At 65.4% G+C, this 22,729-nt stretch carries 25 protein-coding genes; 13 read left to right on the top strand and 12 right to left on the bottom strand.

Going from position 1 to position 22,729, the window contains the following annotated elements; all coding sequences use genetic code 11:
- Positions 1-23: 23 nt before the first annotated feature.
- Together rsmA and FIU94_RS13060 are read left to right on the top strand one after the other, a co-directional pair.
- Positions 24-866: a 16S rRNA (adenine(1518)-N(6)/adenine(1519)-N(6))-dimethyltransferase RsmA gene (gene rsmA / locus FIU94_RS13065; protein ID WP_152466204.1), complete on the top strand. Its 843-nt coding sequence runs from the start codon at positions 24-26 to the stop codon at positions 864-866.
- On the top strand, positions 863-1,444 hold the full coding sequence (locus FIU94_RS13060) for a hypothetical protein (protein WP_152466203.1): 582 nt from the start codon (positions 863-865) through the stop codon (positions 1,442-1,444). Before rsmA ends, FIU94_RS13060 begins: the two co-directional genes overlap by 4 nt.
- Positions 1,445-1,791: 347 nt before the next feature.
- Here the strand turns inward: FIU94_RS13060 and FIU94_RS13055 are convergent, their stop codons facing one another.
- The 4 genes from FIU94_RS13055 to prfA are packed head-to-tail and all read right to left on the bottom strand — an operon-like array spanning position 1,792 to position 4,593.
- Entirely contained in the window at positions 1,792-2,496 is a 705-nt protein-coding gene (locus FIU94_RS13055; RefSeq protein ID WP_152466202.1) for a DUF4167 domain-containing protein, read from the bottom strand.
- Positions 2,493-2,693 (bottom strand): hypothetical protein, encoded by a 201-nt coding sequence (locus tag FIU94_RS13050; protein ID WP_152466201.1) that lies wholly within the window; start codon positions 2,691-2,693, stop codon positions 2,493-2,495. Before FIU94_RS13050 ends, FIU94_RS13055 begins: the two co-directional genes overlap by 4 nt.
- 11 nt (positions 2,694-2,704) lie before the next feature.
- Entirely contained in the window at positions 2,705-3,541 is an 837-nt protein-coding gene (prmC, locus tag FIU94_RS13045; RefSeq protein WP_254702538.1) for a peptide chain release factor N(5)-glutamine methyltransferase, read from the bottom strand.
- On the bottom strand, positions 3,538-4,593 hold the full coding sequence (prfA, locus tag FIU94_RS13040; RefSeq protein WP_152466200.1) for a peptide chain release factor 1: 1,056 nt from the start codon (positions 4,591-4,593) through the stop codon (positions 3,538-3,540). Before prfA ends, prmC begins: the two co-directional genes overlap by 4 nt.
- Before the next feature lie 61 nt (positions 4,594-4,654).
- Between prfA and FIU94_RS13035 the strand changes: the two genes are divergently transcribed.
- Positions 4,655-4,936 (top strand): hypothetical protein, encoded by a 282-nt coding sequence (locus FIU94_RS13035; protein ID WP_152466199.1) that lies wholly within the window; start codon positions 4,655-4,657, stop codon positions 4,934-4,936.
- Here the strand turns inward: FIU94_RS13035 and FIU94_RS13030 are convergent.
- Genes FIU94_RS13030 through FIU94_RS13015 form a run of 4 tightly spaced genes read right to left on the bottom strand, consistent with a single transcriptional unit; the run spans position 4,883 to position 8,424 of the window.
- Entirely contained in the window at positions 4,883-5,293 is a 411-nt protein-coding gene (locus FIU94_RS13030) for a DUF1499 domain-containing protein (RefSeq protein WP_152466198.1), read from the bottom strand. The genes FIU94_RS13035 and FIU94_RS13030 overlap by 54 nt on opposite strands.
- 48 nt (positions 5,294-5,341) lie before the next feature.
- On the bottom strand, positions 5,342-6,289 hold the full coding sequence (gene speB / locus FIU94_RS13025) for an agmatinase (RefSeq protein WP_152466197.1): 948 nt from the start codon (positions 6,287-6,289) through the stop codon (positions 5,342-5,344).
- Positions 6,286-7,251, bottom strand: a complete 966-nt coding sequence (gene speB / locus FIU94_RS13020) for an agmatinase (protein ID WP_152466196.1) — start codon at positions 7,249-7,251, stop codon at positions 6,286-6,288. Before speB (FIU94_RS13020) ends, speB (FIU94_RS13025) begins: the two co-directional genes overlap by 4 nt.
- Positions 7,252-7,254: 3 nt before the next feature.
- Positions 7,255-8,424 carry a M20 aminoacylase family protein gene (locus FIU94_RS13015; protein ID WP_152466195.1) on the bottom strand — a complete coding sequence of 390 codons (1,170 nt, stop codon included), beginning with the start codon at positions 8,422-8,424 and terminating at the stop codon, positions 7,255-7,257.
- Positions 8,425-8,488: 64 nt separating this feature from the next.
- Here FIU94_RS13015 and mazG point away from each other — a divergent pair, with 64 nt between their 5' ends.
- The 4 genes from mazG to FIU94_RS12995 are packed head-to-tail and all read left to right on the top strand — an operon-like array spanning position 8,489 to position 12,164.
- Positions 8,489-9,310 carry a nucleoside triphosphate pyrophosphohydrolase gene (gene mazG / locus FIU94_RS13010; protein ID WP_152466194.1) on the top strand — a complete coding sequence of 274 codons (822 nt, stop codon included), beginning with the start codon at positions 8,489-8,491 and terminating at the stop codon, positions 9,308-9,310.
- 57 nt (positions 9,311-9,367) lie between these two features.
- Positions 9,368-10,309: a nucleoside hydrolase gene (locus FIU94_RS13005; protein ID WP_152466193.1), complete on the top strand. Its 942-nt coding sequence runs from the start codon at positions 9,368-9,370 to the stop codon at positions 10,307-10,309.
- On the top strand, positions 10,306-10,755 hold the full coding sequence (locus tag FIU94_RS13000; protein WP_152466192.1) for an N-acetyltransferase: 450 nt from the start codon (positions 10,306-10,308) through the stop codon (positions 10,753-10,755). The genes FIU94_RS13005 and FIU94_RS13000 overlap by 4 nt, the downstream gene beginning before the upstream one ends.
- On the top strand, positions 10,752-12,164 hold the full coding sequence (locus tag FIU94_RS12995; RefSeq protein ID WP_152466191.1) for a YdiU family protein: 1,413 nt from the start codon (positions 10,752-10,754) through the stop codon (positions 12,162-12,164). Before FIU94_RS13000 ends, FIU94_RS12995 begins: the two co-directional genes overlap by 4 nt.
- Before the next feature lie 2 nt (positions 12,165-12,166).
- Here the strand turns inward: FIU94_RS12995 and FIU94_RS12990 are convergent, their stop codons facing one another.
- A complete protein-coding gene (locus tag FIU94_RS12990; RefSeq protein ID WP_152467050.1) occupies positions 12,167-13,051 on the bottom strand; it encodes a DMT family transporter in 885 nt (294 codons plus the stop codon).
- Positions 13,052-13,186: 135 nt separating this feature from the next.
- On the opposite strand from FIU94_RS12990, the gene FIU94_RS12985 reads away from it, so the two are divergent.
- A complete protein-coding gene (locus tag FIU94_RS12985) occupies positions 13,187-14,026 on the top strand; it encodes a tellurite resistance TerB family protein (RefSeq protein ID WP_152466190.1) in 840 nt (279 codons plus the stop codon).
- 315 nt (positions 14,027-14,341) lie between these two features.
- On the opposite strand, the gene FIU94_RS12980 is transcribed toward FIU94_RS12985, so the two are convergent.
- Positions 14,342-15,658: a DEAD/DEAH box helicase gene (locus tag FIU94_RS12980; protein ID WP_152466189.1), complete on the bottom strand. Its 1,317-nt coding sequence runs from the start codon at positions 15,656-15,658 to the stop codon at positions 14,342-14,344.
- Positions 15,659-16,037: 379 nt separating this feature from the next.
- Here FIU94_RS12980 and FIU94_RS12975 point away from each other — a divergent pair, with 379 nt between their 5' ends.
- From FIU94_RS12975 to FIU94_RS12965, 3 genes are all read left to right on the top strand, one after another.
- A complete protein-coding gene (locus FIU94_RS12975; protein WP_152466188.1) occupies positions 16,038-16,451 on the top strand; it encodes a Fur family transcriptional regulator in 414 nt (137 codons plus the stop codon).
- A gap of 399 nt (positions 16,452-16,850) precedes the next feature.
- Entirely contained in the window at positions 16,851-17,573 is a 723-nt protein-coding gene (locus FIU94_RS12970; RefSeq protein ID WP_152466187.1) for an NAD(P)-binding domain-containing protein, read from the top strand.
- A gap of 78 nt (positions 17,574-17,651) precedes the next feature.
- Complete coding sequence (locus tag FIU94_RS12965) at positions 17,652-18,374, top strand: NYN domain-containing protein (RefSeq protein ID WP_152467049.1); 723 nt, start codon at positions 17,652-17,654, stop codon at positions 18,372-18,374.
- Positions 18,375-18,462: 88 nt separating this feature from the next.
- Here the strand turns inward: FIU94_RS12965 and FIU94_RS12960 are convergent, their stop codons facing one another.
- Positions 18,463-19,542: an AbrB family transcriptional regulator gene (locus FIU94_RS12960; RefSeq protein ID WP_152466186.1), complete on the bottom strand. Its 1,080-nt coding sequence runs from the start codon at positions 19,540-19,542 to the stop codon at positions 18,463-18,465.
- 100 nt (positions 19,543-19,642) lie between these two features.
- Between FIU94_RS12960 and FIU94_RS12955 the strand changes: the two genes are divergently transcribed.
- Both FIU94_RS12955 and eno read left to right on the top strand, forming a co-directional pair.
- On the top strand, positions 19,643-20,512 hold the full coding sequence (locus tag FIU94_RS12955; RefSeq protein WP_152466185.1) for a DMT family transporter: 870 nt from the start codon (positions 19,643-19,645) through the stop codon (positions 20,510-20,512).
- Positions 20,513-20,833: 321 nt separating this feature from the next.
- A complete protein-coding gene (gene eno, locus FIU94_RS12950) occupies positions 20,834-22,108 on the top strand; it encodes a phosphopyruvate hydratase (RefSeq protein WP_152466184.1) in 1,275 nt (424 codons plus the stop codon).
- Positions 22,109-22,285: 177 nt separating this feature from the next.
- On the opposite strand, the gene FIU94_RS12945 is transcribed toward eno, so the two are convergent.
- Complete coding sequence (locus FIU94_RS12945) at positions 22,286-22,711, bottom strand: PRC-barrel domain-containing protein (protein ID WP_152466183.1); 426 nt, start codon at positions 22,709-22,711, stop codon at positions 22,286-22,288.
- Positions 22,712-22,729: the final 18 nt, after the last annotated feature.

Genomic DNA, 22,729 nt, shown 5'->3' with positions numbered 1-22,729 from the left:
CCACCCCGCACCGGCCCCACCGCATGAGCGCCATCGACAGCCTCCCCCCCCTGCGTGAGATCATCGCGCAGCACGGACTTTCCGCCCGCAAATCGCTGGGCCAGAACTTCCTGCTGGACCTGAACCTGACGGCCAAGATCGCACGGCAGGCCGGCGACCTTTCCGCCTGCGACGTGCTCGAAATCGGCCCCGGTCCCGGCGGCCTGACGCGCGGTCTGCTCGCCGAGGGCGCGCGCCATGTACTGGCCATCGAAAAGGACAACCGCTGCCGACCCGCGCTCGACCAGATCGCCGCCGCCTACCCCGACCGGCTGAGCGTGATGGAAGGCGACGCGCTTGAAACCGATCCGCTGGCGCATCTGACACCGCCGATCCGGGTCGCGGCGAACCTGCCCTACAACATCGGAACAGAACTCCTCGTGCGCTGGCTGACACCGCCGGACTGGCCGCCCTTCTGGGAAAGCCTGACATTGATGTTCCAGCGCGAGGTGGCAGAGCGCATCGTCGCGCAGCCCGGCAGCAAGGCCTACGGCCGACTTGCCCTGCTGGCGCAGTGGCGCGCCGATGCGCGTATCGTCATGCATCTGCCACCGGGCGCATTTACCCCGCCGCCCAAGGTGTCCTCCGCCGTGGTGCATCTGACCGCCCTGCCCACGCCGCGCTTTCCGGCCGATCCTGCCGTCCTGAACCGCGTCGTCGCCACCGCCTTCAACCAGCGGCGCAAGATGCTGCGCGCCGCGCTGCGCGGCCTGGCCCCCGATATCGAAGACCGGCTGACCGCCGCCGGGATCGCGCCCACCGACCGCGCGGAACAGCTCACACTGGAGGCGTTCTGCGCCCTGGCACGGGAGGTTGCCAAGACATGATACGCCTGATCGCCCTGATCGCTCTGCTGTGTTCCATGGCCGGTTGCGCGCCCACCGGCCCCTCCCGGGGGACGGCGCAGGATGTGGCGGCGCTTGCCCGCTCCTTGCGGGCGATGTCGCCGGACGTCGACCCGGCGGAAGCCGAGCGTGCCGCGGCGCTCTCCTACCGCTATACCTACCAGCTTGCGCAGCAGTACCAGATCACCGACCCGCCGCTCATCCACAATGCCAAGGTGAACGCGGGCCGGAAACCGCGCGGATTATGCTATCACTGGGCGACCGACATGGAGCGGCTGCTGAACCAGGAGGCATTCCAGACGCTGGAGATCCAGCGCGCCATCGCCAACGCGGGCAACCCGATCCTGATCGAACATTCCAGCGCGGTCATCACCGCGCGGGGCGCCCCGATGCACAGCGGCGTGATCATCGACCCCTGGCGCCAGGGCGGTACGTTGTTCTGGTCGCCCGTGATGCAGGACGGGCGCTACGACTGGAAGGAACGCGTCATGGAACTGCGCCGCCTTGGCCGCGTCACCTACGTCAACCCGGATGGCACGCCTTCTTTACAACCGGGGTGATCATGCCCCCTTGTCCCGGACCGGTTCTGTGTCCGTCCATCCCTACCGGCCCACAGACCCCGACCGGGGCGGCGCGAACCGGACGCGCGGCACCGATCCGACCGCAGCCTTGATCATGCGCGTGGATGGGGCTGGTTTGTCGGCCGGGCAGAGCGCGGCGACAGGCGGCCGGTCTTTGCCACGCTCACGCGGGACAGCGCGCGACATCGGCAATCGCCGTTGTCAGACTCCGCGATGCGTTTGTGATGAACTGCCCTGACATCGCCCGCTGTCCTGACATCGCCCGTGGCCTGATACCCTGACAGCACCCCGCCGCCCCCGAAGGGACGGCGCGGGCAGAGCGGCTATTACTCCGCCGCCTGGCTGGGATCGTTGCTGTTGCCGTCACTATTGCCGTCGCTGTCCGCTTTCGGCTTGCGCCGATACGTCCGCTTCGGTTTCGGCTTCGGCTTGCTCTCGGGCGTTTCGACGAGGCCACTGTCCTTTTCGTCCTCATCGCTGCCGCCGGTGACGAAATCGGGCAGTTGCGCCGGGTCGCTCTGCGCCGCCGGTTTCTTGCTGCGCGGCGCCCTGGAAGAGCTGCTTTTCTTCGGTTCGTCCTGCCCGGACGTGTCCTGCCCACCGGGCTGAGGCTGTTCGCCGCCGCCCTGCGGCTGGTCGCCCTGAGCCTCGGCGTTCTGCGCGTTGCCCTGCTGGCTCTGGTTGCTCTCGCGTTCCTGACGCTCGGATCTCTCGCGGTCACGCTCGGCCTGGCGTTCGCGGTTCTGGCGCTCCTGCTCCTCGCGGCGCTGGTCGATCTCGCGCTGCGCTTCAGACAGCAGGCGCAGGTAATGCTCCGCATGCTGCTGGAAATTCTCTGCCGCGACCCGGTCGTTGCTCAGCTGCGCGTCGCGTGCAAGCTGATTGTACTTTTCAATCACCTGCTGCGGGGTGCCGCGCACCTTGCCTTCGGGACCGCTGCTGTCAAAGACGCGGTTGACGACATTACCGCCGCCCTGCTGCTGCCGGTTGCGGTTATTCTTGGACCGGGACCGTGATCTGCTGGATTTCATGAAATGATATCAGTCTTTGGTGAGTTGTCATAAGAACCGGTGCGGCTCTCGTCGCCATGTGCACCCGATTGCGAAGGATTGTTGGGCTTACCGCCGCGCGGGACCGCCAAAGGCATCCACCGCTGCAACATCTCCCGTAAAACATGGGTGGCGTGGCAGAGCAAGTGAAAATCGCCGAAAAATGCGGTTTCGGGCACCTTTCCGCCCTTCAGGCCGGGTTTGCGGCGCTCACAACCCGCGAACGCCCGCCCAGATCATGCGCCAGCGTGACCGCCCCCCAGCCCGCATTGCGGAAAATCTGCTGTACCGCATCGCCCTGTTGCCAGCCGATCTCCACCAGCACACGGCCTGTCGCCGTCAGGTATCCCTGCGCTTCGTCCGCGATGATCCGATAGGCCGACAGCCCGTCGCTCTCGTCGGTCAGCGCCATCCGCGGCTCATGATCGCGCAGTTCGGGGGATACTTGAGCCATCTCCTCGGCGGCCAGGTAAGGCGGGTTGGCGACGATCAGGTCGAACCGCCCCTCGACCGCCTCAAACCAGTCCGACTGCCGGATGTCCGCCCGCCCCGCAACCCCATGCACCACCGCGTTGGCGCTGGCCTGCAGGCAGGCCCCTTCAGACAGATCGACGCCCAGGCCCGTGGCCTCCGTGCGCTCTGCCAGCAGCGTGACCAGAATGCAGCCCGACCCGGTGCCCAGGTCCAGCACCCGCTCGAACGGCTCGGTCAGGGCGAGTTCGATCAGCGTTTCGGTCTCGGGTCGCGGGTCAAGGACCTCTCGGCTGACCTTGAAATCCCGCCCGTAGAAGGCGCGCGCGCCCACCAGCTGGCTGACCGGCACCCGCACCGCCCTGAGCGACACCAGCCGTTCGAAGCGTTCCGCGATCTCGGGCGCTATTTCCTCGGGCGCGATCAGGGTGATCCGCCCCGCATCGACCGAAGCCGCGTGCGCCAGCAACAGCCGCGCGTCGCGCGCGGGGTCCGGCACACCCGCCGCCCTGAGCCGCGCCGCCGCGGCGGCCATGACCGCGCCTGCCGTCGTCATGCGTTCATCGCCGCAAGCTGCTGTGCCTGGGCATCCGCCGTCAGCGCGTCCACGATCTCGTCCAGATCGCCCTGCATGACCGCATCGAGCCGGTAGAGCGTCAGGTTGATCCGGTGATCCGTCATCCGCCCCTGGGGAAAGTTGTAGGTCCTGATCCGCTCCGACCGGTCGCCGGACCCCACCTGCGCCGCCCGGTCGGCAGAGCGTTCACCGTCGCGCCGCGACCGTTCCAGATCGTAGAGCCGCGCCTTGAGCACCTGCATCGCCTTGTCCCGGTTGCGGTGCTGCGACTTCTCCGAAGAGGTCACGACGATCCCGCTGGGGATATGGGTGATCCGCACGGCGGAATCGGTGGTGTTGACGTGCTGGCCGCCCGCCCCGGAGGACCGCATGGTGTCGATGCGCAGATCATTGGGGTTGATGACGATGTCCACGTCTTCCGCCTCCGGCAGCACAGCGACGGTTGCGGCAGAGGTATGGATGCGCCCGCCGCTTTCGGTGCTGGGCACTCGCTGGACCCGGTGCACACCGCTTTCGAACTTCAGCCGGGCAAAGACATTCTGGCCGGTGACATGGGCCACGACTTCCTTGATGCCGCCCAGTTCGGTCGCCTGTTCCTCGATCAGCTCGAACCCCCAGCCGCGTTCCTCGGCATAGCGCTGGTACATCCGCAACAGGTCGGCGGCAAACAGCGCCGCCTCGTCCCCCCCGGTGCCCGGGCGGATTTCCAGCATCGCCGGTCGCGCATCGGCCTCGTCGCGGGGCAGCAGCGTGACCTGCAGGGCCGCCTCGACCTCCGGCAGCTCCTGCTGCAAGGCGGGCAGTTCCTCGCGCGCCAGCTCGGCCATTTCAGGATCGGCCATCATCGCGCGGGCTTCCTCGATATCCTGCTGCAACTGACGGTAGCGGTCGATCTGCTCCACCACGGGCTTCAGCTCTGCGTATTCGCGCGCCAGTGCCGCGTAATCCGCCCCGCCCGAACCTGCAGACATCGCGGCTTCGAGGTACTGGAAACGCTGGGTGATCTGCAAAAGACGGTCCATGGGTATCATTCTGAGGGATGTCGCCTATGAAAAGGTTTTGGTCAAGGGCCGCGACATGCTATGATGGGCCATGTTCCGCGCGATACTCCTGACCGGGCTGATCGCCCTGCCCGCCGCCGCCGATGTCACATCGCCCAGCGGCAAGACGGTGGATTGCTATTGCACCGACCGCAACCACAACCGGATCGAGATCGGGGAAACCATCTGCCTGCAGGTGGACGGACGGATGTTCATGGCGCAATGCCAGATGTCGCTGAACGTGCCCATGTGGCGCGAAGTGCAGCAGGGCTGCCTGTCGTCACAGCTGGTCGAGCCAGCCTCTGATCCGCTTGGCGTTCACCCCCATATCTGACCTGCCGAACCGCAGCCTGCCATAGATTTCCAGGATGCCATCATCAAGCGTGACGGTGGTGTAATCGGGAAAGCCCATCCATCGGGTGCGGCTGACATAGGTCAGCTGCCGGTCTTCCACCGATCCCGCCAGCACCTGCGTGCGGGGCGACGCGCGGATAACCCCGTCCAGCCGGGCCAGCCTGGCCGGCCCCGCTGCGCCCACGTCCTCGCGCCAGATGAATCCCCCGTCAAGCGGTGTCGCCCCCAACGCGGCACCGGATGCCGCATGATGCCAGCGCATCACGTTATGTGGCGCCAGCCGGACATAGGCCAGCAGACCGACCAGCAGCAAAATCACAAACAGGCCGAAATACATGCGCACCCCCGCTCTTTCATTGTTCCAAAAATACACACGTCCGACCTGTCAACGGTGCGCGACACCCGGCAGGACGCACAACAGCTCATAAAGGATATTCGCCCCGGTCAGTGCCGTGTTGCCCGTGGTATCGTAGGGCGGGGACACTTCCACCAGATCCGCGCCCACGATGTTCAGCCCCCGCAGCCCCCGGATCAGCTCAAGCGCCTGCATGGTGGTCAGCCCACCGATCTCCGGCGTGCCTGTGCCGGGGGCAAAGGCGGGATCGAGGCTGTCGATGTCATAGGTCACATAGGTCGGCAGGTCGCCGATGTCGCGGCGGATCTCGCCGCTCAGCGTCGACAGGCTGCGGCCCCAAAACTCATGCGCGGGAAACTGCTGGAATCCCCAGCCCGCGGCTTCGGTAAAATCATCGGCGCCATATCCCGTCCCGCGCAGCCCGATCTGGTAGACTTTCGAAGGGTTTAGCAAACCTTCTTCATGTGCGCGGCGAAACACTGTGCCGTGGGTCTCGCGTTCGCCGAACATCTCGTCATTCACATCCGCGTGGGCATCCACGTGGATCAGCGCGACGGGCCCGTGCCGCCGTGCCATCGCACGCAGGATCGGCAGGGTTATGGAATGGTCCCCGCCGATGGCCAGCGGCATCGCATCGTAGTTTAGGATCGCATCGTAACTCTCTGCGATGATACGCAAACTGTCACTCAGGGAAAAGGTGTTGATGGCGAGATCGCCAATGTCGGCCACCTGCAGACTGTCGAAAGGCGCCGCGCCGGTCGCCAGGTTGTAGGGCCGCAGCATCGCGCTTTCGCTGCGCACCTGCTTGGGACCAAAGCGCGTGCCCGACCGCCAGGAGGTGCCGATGTCCATCGGCACGCCCAGCACCGCCACATCCAGCCCCGCAAGATCATTGACCGCGGGCAGCCGCATAAATGTGTTCGGACCCGAGAACCGCGCCAGGTCGTTGCCGCTTATCGGTTGATTCTTCCCGCTCATGCCGTCCTCATCCGGTGGCCCAGCAGACACAGGATCTCTGTCGCCACATGCGCCCCGGCAATCGCCGTGGCCCCGGTGGTGTCGAAGGGCGGCGAAACCTCCACGATGTCGCCGCCGACGATGTTGATCCCCGCCAGGTCGCGCAGCATGATGGCGCATTGCGCGGAGGTCAGCCCGCCCCAGACCGGTGTGCCGGTACCGGGGGCAAAGGCCGGATCCAGCGCGTCGATGTCAAAGGTCAGGTAACAGGGACGGTTTCCCAGCACCTTTTTGATCTTTGCCACCGCGGCGGCGGGCCCGTTTTCATGCACCTCGCGGGCGTCGATGGTGGTCACGCCCAGAGTGTCGGGGTTGGTGGTGCGAATGCCCACCTGCACGCTTGTCGCCGGGTCCACGATGCCCGATTTCACCGCCTTGTAGAACATCGTGCCGTGGTCGATCCGGTCCATGTCGTCATCCGGCCATGTGTCGGAATGGGCATCGAACTGCAACAGGCTGATCGGGCCGTATTTCTCTGCATAGGCTTTGAGGATGGGAAAGCTGATGTAGTGATCGCCGCCCAGCACCACGCTGGCGGCACCGGCATCCAGAATGCCCCTGATATGGGCGGTGAGTGCCGCCGGGAACTGCGAGACATGGCCGTAGTCGAATGCCAGGTCGCCATAATCCGCGATGGCACATTCGCTCAGCACGTCGAAGTCCCAGCCGTAGGGCGGATCATAGGGTTGCAGCGCGCTGGCCTCGCGGATGGCACGCGGTCCCAACCGGGTGCCGGTCCGGTTCGTCACCGCCTGATCGAAAGGCACGCCGGTCACGGCAATATCCACGCCGGTCAGATCCTTGGTGTAGCGCCGCCGCAGGAACGACGTGGCCCCGCCAAAGGCATTCTCAAAGCTCGGCCCCTTCAGATCCTCACGGGTAAAGGCCTGATCGACCTGTGTTTTCGCGTCTTCTAGTGCCATTGATCAGCCCCCTGCCACCGGTTGCGCCCGTTCGACCAGCCGGGCAAAGAAGGATGCGCCGATGGGCGCGATCTCGTCGTTGAAATCGTATTTCGGATGGTGCACGCCCGCGCCCTCGCCCTGCCCCAGCAGCAGGTAAGCCCCCGGCCGTGCCTCCAGCATGTAGGAGAAATCCTCCGCCCCCATGACCGGCGCGAAATGCCGCTCGACCCCGGCACTGCCTGCCACTTCTTCGGCCACCTCGGCGGCGAAATCGGTACTTTGGGGGTCATTGACCGTGGGCGGGTAGCCGAATTCGAAATCCAGTTCGGCCCGCAGGTCAAAACTGGCGGCATGGCCGTCCACCAGGGCCTGCATCCGGCGCAGGACCATGGCCTGCACGTCCTTGTCAAAGGTCCGCACGGTGCCGTTGATATAGACCTCTTCGGGGATCACGTTGTCGGTGGTGCCGGTGTGAATCTGCGTGGTCGAGATCACCAGCTGCGACTGCGGATCGGCGTTGCGGCTGACGATGGTCTGCAGCGACTGTACCAGCGCGCAGGCGGCCACCACCGGGTCGACGCATTCATGGGGCCGCGCACCATGGCCGCCCTGCCCGGTCAGCCGGATGGTAAAGGTGTCCGCCGCCGCCATGATCGGCCCGGCGGTGGTGTGAAAGCGCCCAAGGTCCAGCCCCGGCGCATTGTGCAGCGCATAGACCTGTGTGATGCCGAACCGGTCCATGACGCCCTCGCGCACCATGACCTCGCCGCCGCCGCCGGCCTCTTCGGCGGGCTGGAACAGCAGCGCCACCCGGCCCGCGAAATTGCGCGTCTCGGCCAGGTATTTCGCCGCCCCCAGCAGCATCGCGGTATGGCCGTCATGGCCGCAGGCGTGCATCTTTCCCGCATGGGTGCTGGCGTACGCCAGCCCGGTATCCTCGACAATCGGCAGCGCGTCCATATCGGCACGCAGCCCGATGGTGGGGCCGTCGCCCTGCCCGTTGATGATCGCAACGATCCCGGTTTTCGCCACCCCTTCATGCAGGTCGTCCACGCCGAAGTCGCGCAGGCGGGCGGCGACAAAGGCCGCCGTCTGATGACACTCCAACCCCAGTTCCGGGATGGTGTGCAGATGCCGTCGCCAGGCGGTCATGTCCGCGCTGAAATCTGCGATGCGGTTGACGACAACCATGGGCTGGACTCCTCGGCCTTAAAAACTCACCTTCGCATCTGACACCAGACAGGACCCGGCTGCAATGGCACAAGACATCATCCATGACCCCGACGCGGGCATCGAAAGGCTGCTGGAAATCATGCGCCGCCTGCGCGACCCCGAGACCGGCTGCCCCTGGGACATCGAACAGGATTTCGACAGCATCGCGCCCTATACGATCGAGGAAGCCTATGAGGTTGCAGACGCGATCCAACGCCGCGACTGGCCGGACCTGGAAGGCGAATTGGGCGATCTGCTGCTGCAGACCGTCTATCACACGGAAATGGGCAGCGAGGCGGGGCATTTCACCTTTCAGTCCGTGGTGCGCAACATCAGCGACAAGATGGTGGCACGGCATCCGCATGTCTTTGGCGACGAATCGCGCGAAAAGTCCGCCGAACAGCAGACCGCCGACTGGGAGGCGATCAAGGCGCGGGAGCGTGCCGGGAGGGCCCAGAAAGGCGCGCTCGATGGGGTGGCGGTCGGCCTGCCCGCCCTGCTGCGCGCCTACAAGCTGCAGAAACGCGCGGCGCGGGTCGGATTCGACTGGCCCGAGACCGGCGCGGTGATTGCCAAGATCGCAGAGGAGGCCACCGAACTGGTCGAGGCGCGCGACACCCTCGGGCAGGAGGAGATGGAGGAAGAATTCGGCGATCTGATGTTCGTCATGGCGAACCTGGGGCGGCACCTGAACATCGACCCCGAGGCCGCGCTGCGCGCCGCAAATGCCAAGTTCACCCGCCGTTTCGCCGGTGTGGAGGCGCGGCTGGCCGCCGTGGGCAAGCGCCCCGAGGACAGCACGCTGGAAGAGATGGACGCGCTGTGGGACGCCGTGAAGGCCGACGAGCGCAAGACCGCCACCTGATCCCGCCCCCTTTCGTTCCGCCGTCAAAGCGCCTATTTCAGCACAAAGGATTTTCCCATGCCCGCACGCAAGATCATCATCGACACCGACCCCGGCCAGGACGATGCCGTCGCCATCCTGCTGGCGCTGGCCAGCCCCGAGGAAATCGAAGTGCTGGGCATCACCTGCGTCGCAGGCAACGTGCCGCTTGATCTGACGTCAAGGAATGCGCGCATCGTCTGCGAACTGGCGGGTCGGACCGATATCAAGGTCTTTGCCGGCTGCGACCGGCCGCTGGGCCGCGACCTGGTCACGGCAGAGCACGTGCATGGCAAGACCGGTCTCGACGGTCCCGACCTGCCCGATCCCGCCATGCCGCTGCAGGACGGTCATGCGGTGGACTTCATCATCGACACCCTGCGCGCCGAGCCTGCGGGCAGCGTTACCCTGTGCCCCCTTGGACCGCTGACCAACATCGCGACGGCCTTTGAAAAAGCCCCCGACATCGTCGCGAAGGTACAGGAGATCGTCCTGATGGGCGGCGGCTATTTCGAGGGGGGCAACATCACGCCCACGGCGGAATTCAACATTTATGTCGACCCGCAAGCCGCTGATATTGTTTTCAGATCAGGCGTGCCGCTGGTGGTCATGCCACTGGATGTGACACACAAGGCGCTGGTGACGAAACCGCGCAACGATGCCTTCCGCGCGCTGAACACCCGTGCGGGCATCGCCGTGGCGCAGATGACCGACTTTTTCGAGCGTTTCGACAAGGAGAAATACGGCTCTGACGGTGCGCCGCTGCATGACCCCTGCGTCACCGCCTATCTGATCGAGCCTGATCTGTTCACCGGACGGCACATCAACGTCGAGATCGAGGTGACATCGGAGCTGACCATGGGGATGACCGTGGCCGACTGGTGGCGCGTCACGGACCGCGCGCCCAATGCGATGTTCATGGGCGGGATCGACGCGGACGGGTTCTTTGCCCTGCTGACCGAAAGGCTGGCGCGGCTATGAGCGCGTCTCTCACACTTGGCAAGCCCGAGCATCTGGACAAGCTGCTGGCGCTGGTCGCGGCGTTTCACGCCGAGGAAGGGATCGACCTGTCGGACGAGGCGCGCCGGGCGGGGGTCGCCCCCCTGCTGGACGGCATCCCTTACGGCGCGGCCTACCTGATCGGCCCGCCCCGCGCGCCGATCGGCTATATCGTGATCACCTTTGGCTGGTCGGTGGAGTTTGGCGGGCTGGATGCCATCATAGACGAGCTTTACATCCGGCCCGGGGTGCGCGGGCGCGGCATCGCATCCGAGGCGCTGATCGCGCTGCCGCGTGCACTGGCGGGCGGCGGGCTGCGCGCCATTCACCTGGAGGTCGACCGGACGAACGAAGCGGCGCAGAAACTCTATCGTCGGGCTGGATTTGCCCCGCGTTACAATTACGTTTTCATGTCGAGGCAATTATGACGACACCCGCATTCGACAACAGCTATGCCGCCCTGCCGGACACTTTTTATACCCGGCTGGACCCGACACCGGTCAAGGCCCCCAGATTGCTCGCCTTCAATGATGACATGTCATATTTGACAGGTCTTGATCGCGTGCCGCCCGAGGACCGCGCGGCGGTGTTCGGCGGCAACCGGGTGCCTGACGGCGCAGCACCGCTTGCACAGCTTTACGCCGGGCACCAGTTCGGCACCTATAACCCGCAGCTGGGCGATGGCCGCGCGATCCTGCTGGGCGAGGTATTGGGCCCCGACGGCATCCGCCGCGACATCCAGCTGAAAGGGTCCGGTCCCACCCCCTATTCCCGCATGGGCGATGGCCGCGCCTGGCTGGGGCCGGTGCTGCGCGAATACGTTGTGAGCGAAGCGATGCACGCGCTTGGCATTCCCACCACCCGCGCGCTGGCCGCTGTCGCCACCGGCGAGGACATCTGGCGCGAACAGGGTGCCCTGCCCGGTGCGGTGCTGACCCGCGTCGCCCGCAGCCATCTGCGCGTCGGAACCTTTCAGGTTTTTGCCCATCGGGGCGACACCGAGGCGCTGAAAACCCTGACGGACTATGCGATCCGTCGCCATTATCCCGACGCCAGCGGGCCGATGGATCTGCTGCGCGGGGTCTGCGCCGCACAGGCCGACCTTGTGGCGCATTGGATGTCCGTGGGCTTTATCCACGGGGTGATGAACACCGACAACGCCGCGATCTCGGGCGAGACGATCGACTATGGCCCCTGCGCCTTCATGGATGCCTTCCACGCTGGCCGGGTCTTCAGTTCCATCGACCAGCAGGGCCGCTATGCTTATGGCAATCAGCCCAACATCGCAGTCTGGAACATGGCGCAGCTGGCCACGGCGCTGTTGCAGCAGATGTCGGACAAGGACGCCGCGGTGGACGAGGCGACCGAGGTGATTCACGCCATGCCCGGTCAGATCGAAGAGGCCTGGCGCGGGCGTTTCGCCGCCAAGATCGGGATCAGCGCGCCGGACCCATCTGACATGCCGCTGATCGAGGACCTGCTGGCGCTGATGCAGAAGGACGGGGCGGATTTCACCAACACCTTCCGCGCGCTCGGCGACGGTACTGCGCGGGACCAGTTTCTGGACCGCGACGCCTTTGATGCCTGGGCGGAACGCTGGCGCGCGCGCATCGCGGCAGAGCCGGAGCCACAGGCGGTGATGAATGCCGCCAACCCCGCCGTGATCCCCCGCAACCACCGGATCGAACAGATGATCGAGGCCGCCGTCGCGGGCGACATGGCCCCTTTCGAGCGTCTGATGACCGCGCTTGCCACCCCGTACAAGCTGACCGATCCCGATCTGGCACACCCCCCGACGGAGGACGAGATCGTGCCCGCCACCTTCTGCGGGACCTGACGTCAGGCCCTCGGCTTGCGGTTGATGAGGTAGATGCCCGCCGCCACCAGCACCAGCGCGCCCCAGACCGGCAGGGCCACACGCTCTGACAGCAGCAACCAGCCCAGGATCACCGAGAACACCGGCGACAGGAAGCTGAACGAGGCGACCGAGGACGCCGGGTATATCGTCATCAGCCAGAACCAGGCGAGGAAGCCCAGGCTTGCGACCGCGACGATCTGGAACAGCAGACCGGCGATGTGAATGGGTTCAATGTCGCGGATCAGCGGGCCGAACAGCGGCGCGATCAGCAGCAGGATCGGGGCGGAAACGAACACCTGGAACAACAGCTGCTGCGCCGGCGGCACCTCGGACAGCGGTGTGATGCGCACGCACAGCACGATCCCCGCCCAGCAGAAGGCCGAGGCCAGCGCCAGAATATCGCCTGTCCAGCTGACATGGGCGGCGTCGCGGTCCAGCATCGCGATGACCACCCCCGCCACCGCCATGAGCAGCCCCAGTATCTTTGCCTGCGTCAGAGCTTCGCCCGGAAGTACGAAATGCCCGATGATCGCCAGCCAGACCGGCATGGTGTAGAAGATCACCGAGACGCGGCTGACCGTCGACATGTCCAGCGCCAGGAACAGGCCGGTGAATTCGAGCGCGAAGAACAGACCGGACAAAATGCCGCCCAGCATGGCGCGGCGCGGGATGTGCAGCGAAACGCCGCGCAGCTTCATCCAGATGAGCAACACCACGACGGCCCCGGCCGACCGCAGTCCGGCGGAAAAGACAGGGCTGAACCCGCCTGCGGTGACTTTGACCACCACCTGATTGAAGGCAAGGTGCAGCGCGAAGGCGATCAGCGCGACCGCACCGAAGAGGTCCATGTGATCCTTGCGTTCCATCCGCCCAAAAGCCGTGAGCGCGCCACGGAAGTCAATGCGCGATCTTGCGCCCACGGACTTGCCCATCGCGATTTTCACCTCATCTGGAAAGCCAAAGCTGCCACGATGAGGCACACGCAAGCAAAGGGGATGCACATGAGTTTGATGAAGACACTGGCCAAGGTCGCGATCGGCGTCGCGGTGGCGAAAGGCGCGAAGTCCTTGATGGGCCGCAATACCAAGGGTGGCACGGGCCAGTCCGGCGGGCTCGGCGGTCTGTTGGGGGGGCTTACGGGTGGCACCTCGGGCGGCATGGGCCAGGGCCAGCGCACCACCGGGAGCACCAGCAGAGGTGGGCTTCAGGACATGCTGGGCGGTCTGCTGGGCGGAAATACCAGCATGACCGGCGGCGCCGCGGGCGGGCTGGGTGGCCTGCTGGAAAACATCGGCGGCTCACGCGGCGCCGGGGGTCTGGGCGGGATGCTGGGCGGGCTTGCCGGGGCTGCCGGGGCGGGCGGGCTGCTGGCAGGCAGCCGTAACGCGGTGCGCCGCCACCCGGAAAAGGAGAACGCCAGCTTCGGTGCGGTGCTCAACTCGCAGTTCGACAGCACGCCCGAGCCCGAGATCGAACCTTCGCAGGATCAGGAGGCATTGGCGGCCCTGATGCTGGCCGCGATGATCCAGGCGGCGAAATCCGACGGGGTCTTTGACGATGACGAAAAGGCGCGGCTGATGGAGCATCTGGGCGAGGTCGATGCCGATGACGCGGCCTTTATCGAGGAACAGATGCAGGCCCCGGTGGATGTGGACGCGCTGGTGCGCGACACGCCCGAAGGCATGGGCCCGCAGATCTATGCGGTGTCGCTGCTGGCCATCGACCTGGATACCCAGCAGGAGGCGCAGTACCTGCACAAGCTGGCGCAGGCCTATGGCATGTCGCCGGAAGAGGTGAACGAAATTCACGCCGACATGGGCGTGCCATCGCTGTACACCTGAGGCAGCGGGCGGAAAGGCTGGCGCGATTCACGGCACCTGAATTCGCCAGCCGGTCAAGCCCGGCAGAGCCCGCCTGCATGTTCAAACCCGGATTGCCGGGCTTCTCCCGTCACACCAAACGGCAGGCTAAGCGGATGCGCGAGAGGTAATATTCAGGGCCTGACAAGAGGCTCCGGTCTTTCCTCCCGTTGGCGGCCTCAGGTCCTCTCTGGCCGACACGAAAAAGGGCAGCGGACGCCCCGATGGCGCCGCTGCCCGGTCTTTGCTCACCGCGCTGTGCGGCATGTGCTTTCGTCTGGTGCAGTGCCGCCCCTGTCAGGCCGCGCGCTGACCTCTGGGCTTGCCGCCGCCGCCGCCGCGACGCCGGTTGCGGCCCGCGCCGGGTTTGGCTGCGCCACCGCCGCCACCGCCCCGCGGGCCACCGCCACCGGGGCGACCGCCACCGCCGCCACCCCGGCGACGTCCGCCGCCCTGCTTGGGCTTGTCGGGAATTTCCGAGGCTTCCCAGGCGCGCCCCGAGGCCACGGGAATGGTGATGCCCATCGTCTTCTGAATGGCTTTCAGTTCGCCCATCTCGTCCGGCGCGCAAAAGGCGATGGCCGCGCCATCCTTGCCCGCCCGAGCGGTCCGGCCGATCCGGTGGACATAATTGTCCGGCACGTTGGGCAGTTCATAATTGTAGACGTGTTTCACGTCGGGAATGTCCAGCCCGCGCGCCGCCACATCGGTTGCCACCAGCACGGTGATCTTGCCCTCCTTGAAACCTTCGATGGCGCGGTCGCGCTGACCCTGGCTCTTGTTGCCGTGGATCGACGCGGCGTCGAAACCGGCTTTGACCAGCGTCTTCATCAGCTTTTCCGACCCGTGTTTCGTGCGGCCAAAGACCAGCGCGCGCTCGCCCTTGTGCTTGGCCAAAAGCTCGGTCAGCAGCGCGGTCTTTTCCGCCTTGGCAATGAAATGGACTTCCTGTGTGACCTTGTCGGCCGCCTTGCCCGGAGGGGTGACTTCGATCCGAATCGGCCGATCGAGATAGGAATTCGCGATCTCGTTCATCAGCTTGGGCATGGTGGCCGAAAACAGCATCGTCTGGCGCTCTTTCGGGATCACGGCAGAGATTTTGCGCAGGTCGTGGATGAACCCCATGTCCAGCATCTGGTCCGCTTCGTCCAGAACGAGGAAGGTCGTCTCGCTCAGGTCCACCGCACGGCGGTCCATCAGGTCCAGCAGACGGCCCGGTGTCGCCACCAGCATGTCCACACCCCGTTCCAACCGCTTGATCTGCGGATTGATCGACACGCCGCCGACCACCATCTGCGCCTTGAGCGGCGAATTCTCGCAGTAGCCCTTGAGGTTGACCATGATCTGCTGGGCCAGTTCGCGGGTCGGCGCCAGCACCAGTGCCCGCACGCAGCGCGGTCCGGGGCGACGGGGGTTTTCCAGCATCTGCGCCACCAGCGGCACGCCAAAGGCCGCCGTCTTGCCGGTGCCGGTCTGGGCCAGGCCCATCACGTCACGCCCGTTCAGCGCGTGGGGGATCGCCTGTTTCTGGATCGGCGTGGGATCGGTGATCCCCATGTCCTTGAGCCGCGCCACCAGTTTCGGCGGCAGCTCCATCATGTCGAAATCGCTCATGTCTTCGTCTTTCCGGCGGGGCCTCGGCCCGCGCCCTGTCGTAGGGGCGCATCACGCGCCCGCAGGGTCACGCCAACGGTATCGCAGGGATCGGGCTGACTGCCGCAATACCTGTCCATCGGCGTTTGGCCCCACGCGTGATTTTGGGAACATCGGCGAACCTTGTGAGCCGGAGGCATTTACGCCCCGAGATCTGTCAAAGGGGCTGGCACCGGCACTGCTCACGCGGCAGAAGGCATCGCTTGTGCCAGACATGGCGTGCCGCGGTGCAGAAGTCAACCGCCCTGCTGCCGATCCCTGCGGGGCGGCGTCGAAACCCGGTGGCCTAAGCCGGAATTTCCCGCTACATGAGGGGTCCCTGCAGACCGAGAGACCCGGCATGAGCAAACCCATCATCACGCGCTGCGAGGCCATGGGCCTGCGGATGACCGGCCAGCGCCGCACCATCGCCCGCGCCATCGAAGACAGCGAGGATCATCCAGACGTCGAAGAGCTGTTCCGCCGCGCTTCCGCGCTGGATTCGGGCATCTCGCTGGCCACGGTCTACCGGACCGTGAAACTGTTCGAAGAGGCGGGGATTCTCGAAAAGCTGGAGTTCGGCGACGGGCGCGCACGCTATGAAGACGCGGAACGCGACCACCACGATCACCTGATCGACATGTATTCGGGCGAGGTGATCGAATTCGTCGATGCCGAGATCGAGGCGCTGCAGGAAAAGATCGCCGCGAAGCTGGGCTATGAACTGCGCGGCCATCGGCTTGAGCTATATGGGGTGCCGATCAAGAAGACCTGAGGGTTTTCCGCGGATTGGCGTCACAGAATGTGGCATTGTCGAAGAATGCCGCGCGAAAGCGACTCGAACCTAGCGATTTTCTGAAACGTGTCAGCACGCCGTGACAGCATCCCAAACCAGACCTTCACCGCGATCCGCAGCTCGGTCTGCTGAGCGGACTTAGCGGTCATGTCCGACATCCGAAACAGATCGCGCCCGAACCGAGGGGTGGGCGAGCAGCGCCCGCCCCGTGGGGGCGGTTCGGGCGCTGCCAAAGCTTGGCTTTGGCAATAGGTCTTCGCTTTGAGAATAGAACATGCGCTCCTTCCAGCCCTTCGCTGGGCTACGCGCGACGGTCCGGTTTTCCCGCCTCAAATCCGTTGATGACGCAGAGGTCGAATTTGCCTAACCTATGACCCCATGAGAATTGGCGTCATAGGATGCGGCATGATTGCCAGCGCAGCGGTCCGGGGGATTGCGGCGGATGGCCATCGGATCACCGTGTCCGAACGAAGTGCCGTCCATGCGAATGCCCTGGCGAATAGTTTTGCGAATGTCAGCATCGCAGGCAATCAAGGGGTCGTGGATGCGAGCGATGTGATCTTTCTGGGGCTGATGGCCGAAACCGCGCCCGATGTTCTGGGCGCCCTCACCTTTCGCGAGGATCAGCGGATCATCACCTTCATGGCCGGGGCCAGCCTGTCGGCAGCCGATGCCTTGGTGCGCCCGGCGCGGGCGGTGGCGATCATGATGCCCTTTCCCGGTATTGCCGAGGGCGGAACACCCGTGATGATGCAGGGCGACGAGGCCCTCGTCAGGGAATTGTTCGGTGCCCGGAACAGCATTTTTCCGCTGCAAACCCCGGAGGAACTGGCCGCGTACCTCTGCGCCCAGGCCGTGCTGTCACCCGTCGCGCAGATGGTGCAGGACGCGGCGGACTGGCTGGGCGATCATGTGTCGGACAAACCGCAGGCGGAGGCGTTTCTGCGAACGCTGGTGACGTCGAACCTGTCGGGCATGACAAGTGCGGCCCTGCTGGAGGCGTTGAGCACGCCGGGCGGCTACAACCTGCGCCTTCGCCAGCATATGGCGGCGGCCGGCATGGCACAGGCGCTGCGGCAGGGGTTGGACGACCTGACCTGACCCGCACCGGGCTGCGCCCTGCCGGTAGCGATCATCATGCCGCTAGACTTCATCCCGGTCCTCTGCCACACCGCTGTCATGACAGAACAGATCCCCAATGCCGCTTTGCGCGACCGTCCCCTGCTGGCGGTGCTGATCGACGCGGACAATGTGCCCGCCAAACATGCCGCCAAGATCATGCGCGAGGTTGCCTCGATCGGGGAACCGGCCCTGCGGCGTGTCTATGGCGACTGGTCCAACCCGCATCTGAAGGGCTGGAAGCAGCCGATCCATGAACTGGGGCTTGTGGCGCATCAGGAGACATCCAATTCCACCGGCAAGAACGCCAGCGACATCGGGCTGGTGATCCACGCGATGGATATCCTGCATGGCGGCAAGTTCGACGCCTTTGTCATCGTGTCGTCGGACAGCGATTTCACCGCGCTGGTGAACCGCCTGCGCGAGGATGGGCTGACGGTGATCGGCATCGGCGAGGCCAAGACCAACCCGGCGCTGCGCAACGTCTACAACCGCTTCATCCTGATCGAGAACATCCCCGACCCGGATGCCCCCAAGACCGTCAGGGAAAGCAACGCCAAGGCCGACAAGGCCCTGCCGCTGTTCGAGGAAGCGATGGACAAGATCGACGCCGAGGACGGATGGTACAATCTGGGCCAGATCGGCCAGGCCATTCAGGCCAGCCATCCCGATTTCGACACGCGTTCCTATGGCTACGGCAAGCTGAGCGCGCTGGTCGCGGCGTTGACCGCGCTGGAGACGGAAAAGAACGGCAACCGGCTGGTGATCCGGCCGAAGAATTAGCTCACCACGCCACCGGGGGCGCCCTGGGCCGGCTGGATGGAAGGCTGATTTCCGCGCCCCATTCGCTGCTGCGCCGGAACCACTGCCGCTAATTCCCCCGCTCGTGCTGGGGGGGGGCGGGGTCGGCGCGGCGCGTGTCCCGGCCCAGCATCGCGGGCAGCAGCACCGTCAGGATCAGCAACCGCGCGATGTGGCTGGCGGCGACAAAGCCCGGCACGACGCCCAGCACCACGCCCAGGGCGATCATCGTCTCAAGCCCGCCGGGGGCAAAGGCCACCATGACATGGGCCAGCGGGATCCCCAGCGCCAGCGCAACCGGCAGCGCGCCCAGAACGGCGGCCCCCGCGGCCACGGCGGTCACGGTCAGGCCCGCCCCCAGCCCCCGCAGCAGCTGCGCGGGCGTCACGCCGGAGAACCGCGTGCCGATCAGCGCACCCAGAACCAGATATGCGGGCTGGATCAGCCAGTTCGGCAGGACCCCGGTGGCAAGCCCGGACAGATGCGCCGTGGCGGATGCGACCATGCCCCCCAAGAGCAGCGGCGCGGGCACCGAAAGCCGGGCCAGGACACGGCCCAGCAGCACGGCGGCACAGGCCAGCACCGCCAGCGGGACCAGACCGATCCGCGCGCCCTGCGGGGCGATGGTGCTTGACACCTCCACGCCCAGCAGGATGGCGATGTAAGGAACCACCAGCGTCAGCGCCAACAGGCGCACCGATTGCACGATCGACACCCGCGCGACGTCAAGTCGGCTGTCCGCGGCAAAGGCGATCACGAAGCTCAGGTGCCCCGGCGCCCCGGCCAGCAGGGCCGAGCGGCCATCGAAACCGAAAAAGCGGGTCAGGATCGCACGGCTGAGGACCAAGACCAGCCAGAGCACGCAGCCCATCAGCAGGAAGGCCAGCGGCCAGCGCAGCATCGCGCCCAGGGCGTCCTGGTCGAAACCCGCGCCCACCGCGATGCCCAGCACCACGAAACAGCTGTCGCGCAGGCGCGGATCCACGCCGCTGCGCATCCCCCCGAGCCCCGCCAGCGACACCGCAACCGCGGGGCCAAGCAGAATGAAGATCGGGGCGGTCATGGCCCAGGCCGCCGCCGCCCCAAGTCCGCCGACGACCAGCGTGGACAGGGTCACCAGGAGGGAGGAAGGGGTATCAGGCCAGCGCATGCCGGTTGTCTATCAACCGCCCCGCCCGGCTGCCATAGCTCCCTTGTCCTTTGCCCTGAAAACGGGCATCGGTGCCGCAGGCAGTCAAAGGACGGGGCACATGGACAACTTTCGCGGTGCGGGGCTGATGCTGTTGTCCATGCTGGGCTTTGCGCTGGAGGACATGTTCATCAAGCTTTTGGCGGATACGCTGAGTGTCGGGCAAATCCTGACGATGCTCGGGCTGGGCGGGGCGCTGGTCTTTGGCAGCGTGGTTCTGGCGCAGGGCAACCGCCCGCTGAGCCGCAGTATGCTGAACCTGCCGATCGCCCTGCGCGGGCTGGGCGAGATCCTGGGGACGATGTGCTTTGTCTCGGCCATCGTACTGACGCCGATTTCCAGCGCCTCGGCGATCCTGCAGGCCACGCCGCTGGTGGTCACACTGGGGGCGGCGCTGTTTCTGGGCGAGAAGGTGGGCTGGCGCAGGTGGAGCGCGATCGGCGTCGGGCTGTTTGGCGTGCTGGTGATCATCCGGCCCGGCATGGACAGCTTTGAGGTCCTGTCGCTGCTGGCGGTAGGGGCGGTTTTTGCCCTGACAATGCGAGACCTGGCTACCCGGCGCACACCCGCCGTGTTCACAACCATGCAGCTGAGTTTCCTCGGGTTTCTGGTGGTGATTCCCGCCGGGGTGACGCTGATGCTGTTCCAGGGCACCGCATTCGTCATGCCGCGCGGGGTGCAATGGGTCTATTTCCTGTCGGGGACAAGCATCGGTATCCTGGCCTATTACGCCATCGTCGCGGCGATGCGGGTGGGCGAGGTCAGTTTCGTCACGCCGTTCCGTTATGCGCGGCTGCTGTTCGCCCTGGTGATCGGCGTGGCGGTTTTTGGCGAACGGCCCGATGCGCTGACGCTGGCGGGGGCTGCGGTGATCGTGCTCTCAGGCATCTACACCGTGTGGCGCGAGCGCAAGATCGGCGTGCTGCCCTGATCCGTAACCACACCGTTGAAGAGACATGGGCAGCCCTGCCCTTCATGGTGCGACCGCTAGCCCCTCTGACGGACGACATGTCATGGCTGACATGTCAAATTTGACATGTCTTGCATGACATGTCCGCGCCTTTGGATCGGGGCGGCGTGGGTCCTGCCCGGGGCCCTCGGATCCGGCGCGAGTTTGCCCGTCTTCTCCCGCCGCGGCGATGCGAAGGCGGACGGGACGCCCCGATCACCGTCCCGGCATGCAAACCCGCCTTTCCATCCCGGCGCCTTGACGCTAAAACCCGCGCAAAGTCATTCATCCCAAGGACATCTCATGAGCACGATCATCGACATCCATGCCCGCGAAATTCTCGACAGCCGGGGCAACCCGACGGTCGAGGTCGACGTGATCCTCGAAGATGGCACCATGGGACGCGCCGCCGTGCCCTCGGGTGCGTCCACGGGTGCCTACGAGGCGGTCGAGCGCCGGGACGGCGACAAATCGCGCTACCTGGGCAAGGGTGTGCTGGAAGCCTGCGCCGCCGTGAACGGCGAAATCGCCGAGGCGCTGGTGGGCATCGACGCGACCGAACAGGTCGAGATCGACGCGATGATGATCGAACTCGATGGCACCGACAACAAGAGCCGCCTGGGCGCCAACGCCATCCTGGGCGTGTCGCTGGCGGCGGCCAAGGCGGCGGCGGACTTCTGCACCCAACCGCTTTATCGCTATGTCGGCGGCACCTCGGCCCGCATCCTGCCGGTCCCGATGATGAACATCATCAACGGCGGCGAACATGCGGACAACCCGATCGACATTCAGGAATTCATGATCATGCCGGTCGCCGCAGAGAATATCCGCGACGCGGTGCGCATGGGGGCCGAGGTGTTCCACACGTTGAAAAAGGAACTCTCCGCCGCAGGCCTCGCCACCGGCGTCGGTGACGAAGGCGGCTTCGCACCCAACATCAACTCCACACGCGACGCCCTTGATTTCATTCTGAAATCCATCGAAAAAGCAGGCTACAAACCGGGCGAGGACATGTACCTCGCGCTCGACTGCGCCGCGACGGAATACTACCAGTCCGGCGTCTACACCCTGGCTGGCGAAGGCAAGAAGCTGAGCTCGGAAGAAAACGTCGACTACCTTGCCGCGCTGGTGGCGGACTACCCCATCATCTCTATCGAGGACGGCATGTCGGAAGACGACTGGGACGGCTGGGCCGCCCTGACCGCGCGGCTGGGCGACAAGGTGCAACTGGTGGGCGATGACCTCTTCGTGACCAACCCCGCCCGGCTCGCCGAAGGGATCAGGCGCGGCTCGGCCAATTCAATGCTGGTCAAGGTCAACCAGATCGGCACGCTGACCGAAACCCTCAAAGCCGTGGACATGGCGCATCGCGCAGGCTTCACGAATGTGATGTCGCACCGGTCCGGCGAAACCGAGGATGCCACCATCGCCGACCTCGCCGTCGCGACCAACTGCGGCCAGATCAAGACCGGCAGCCTCGCGCGGTCCGACCGCCTGGCGAAATACAACCAGTTGATCCGTATCGAGGAATCTCTGGGCGAAACCGCCGAATACGCGGGGCGCAGCATCCTGAAATGATGCCCGAAGAGGCCGCAGGCGTCCCGGTGCGCGCGTCTGCCGATCCACGCGTTGGCAGATCGCTCCGGCATGATCCGGAGCCAGTGGCAAAGGCTTGAAGGACGCGCGTCCAAAGGACAGGCGATCAAAAAAGGGAGGGCACACTGCCCTCCCTTTTCCGTTACTGCTGGGCGGTGATCAATCGTCCCACATGTCTTCATCGACCTCGGGCAGATTGTTCAGCTCTTCTTCGGTCAGGTCGGTCACATAATGGATCGTCTGACCGCTGCCTGCGAACCGCACGTTCTCCAGCGGCAGGATCACGTCCCGGTCGCCGATATCCAGAAATCCGCCGATCTCTGCCAGCACGCCGACGATCTGACCGTTCCGGTCGAACAGCACATCTTCGATGTCGCCTACACGGTTCCAGCTCGCGTCCACCTCGGTATAGCTGGCGTTGTCAGTCCAGACCGTGTCGCCCTCCGTCACATCCATGCGGTACACATGGCCATCGGTGATCTGATCAGCCGAAATCACATTGGACGGGTCCATTTGCTGCTGTGCGGCGGCCAGGGTCGTGCTGGCGGCAAGAAGGGTGGTTGCGGTGATGAGAGTGCTCTTCATGGTATCTGCTCCTTTGTC

It is taken from the genome of Sulfitobacter sp. THAF37 (genome assembly GCF_009363555.1).
Lineage (GTDB): Bacteria > Pseudomonadota > Alphaproteobacteria > Rhodobacterales > Rhodobacteraceae > Sulfitobacter.
The sequence above is the reverse complement of the archived record's forward strand: the minus strand, read 5'-3'. Positions and strand labels throughout refer to the sequence as shown.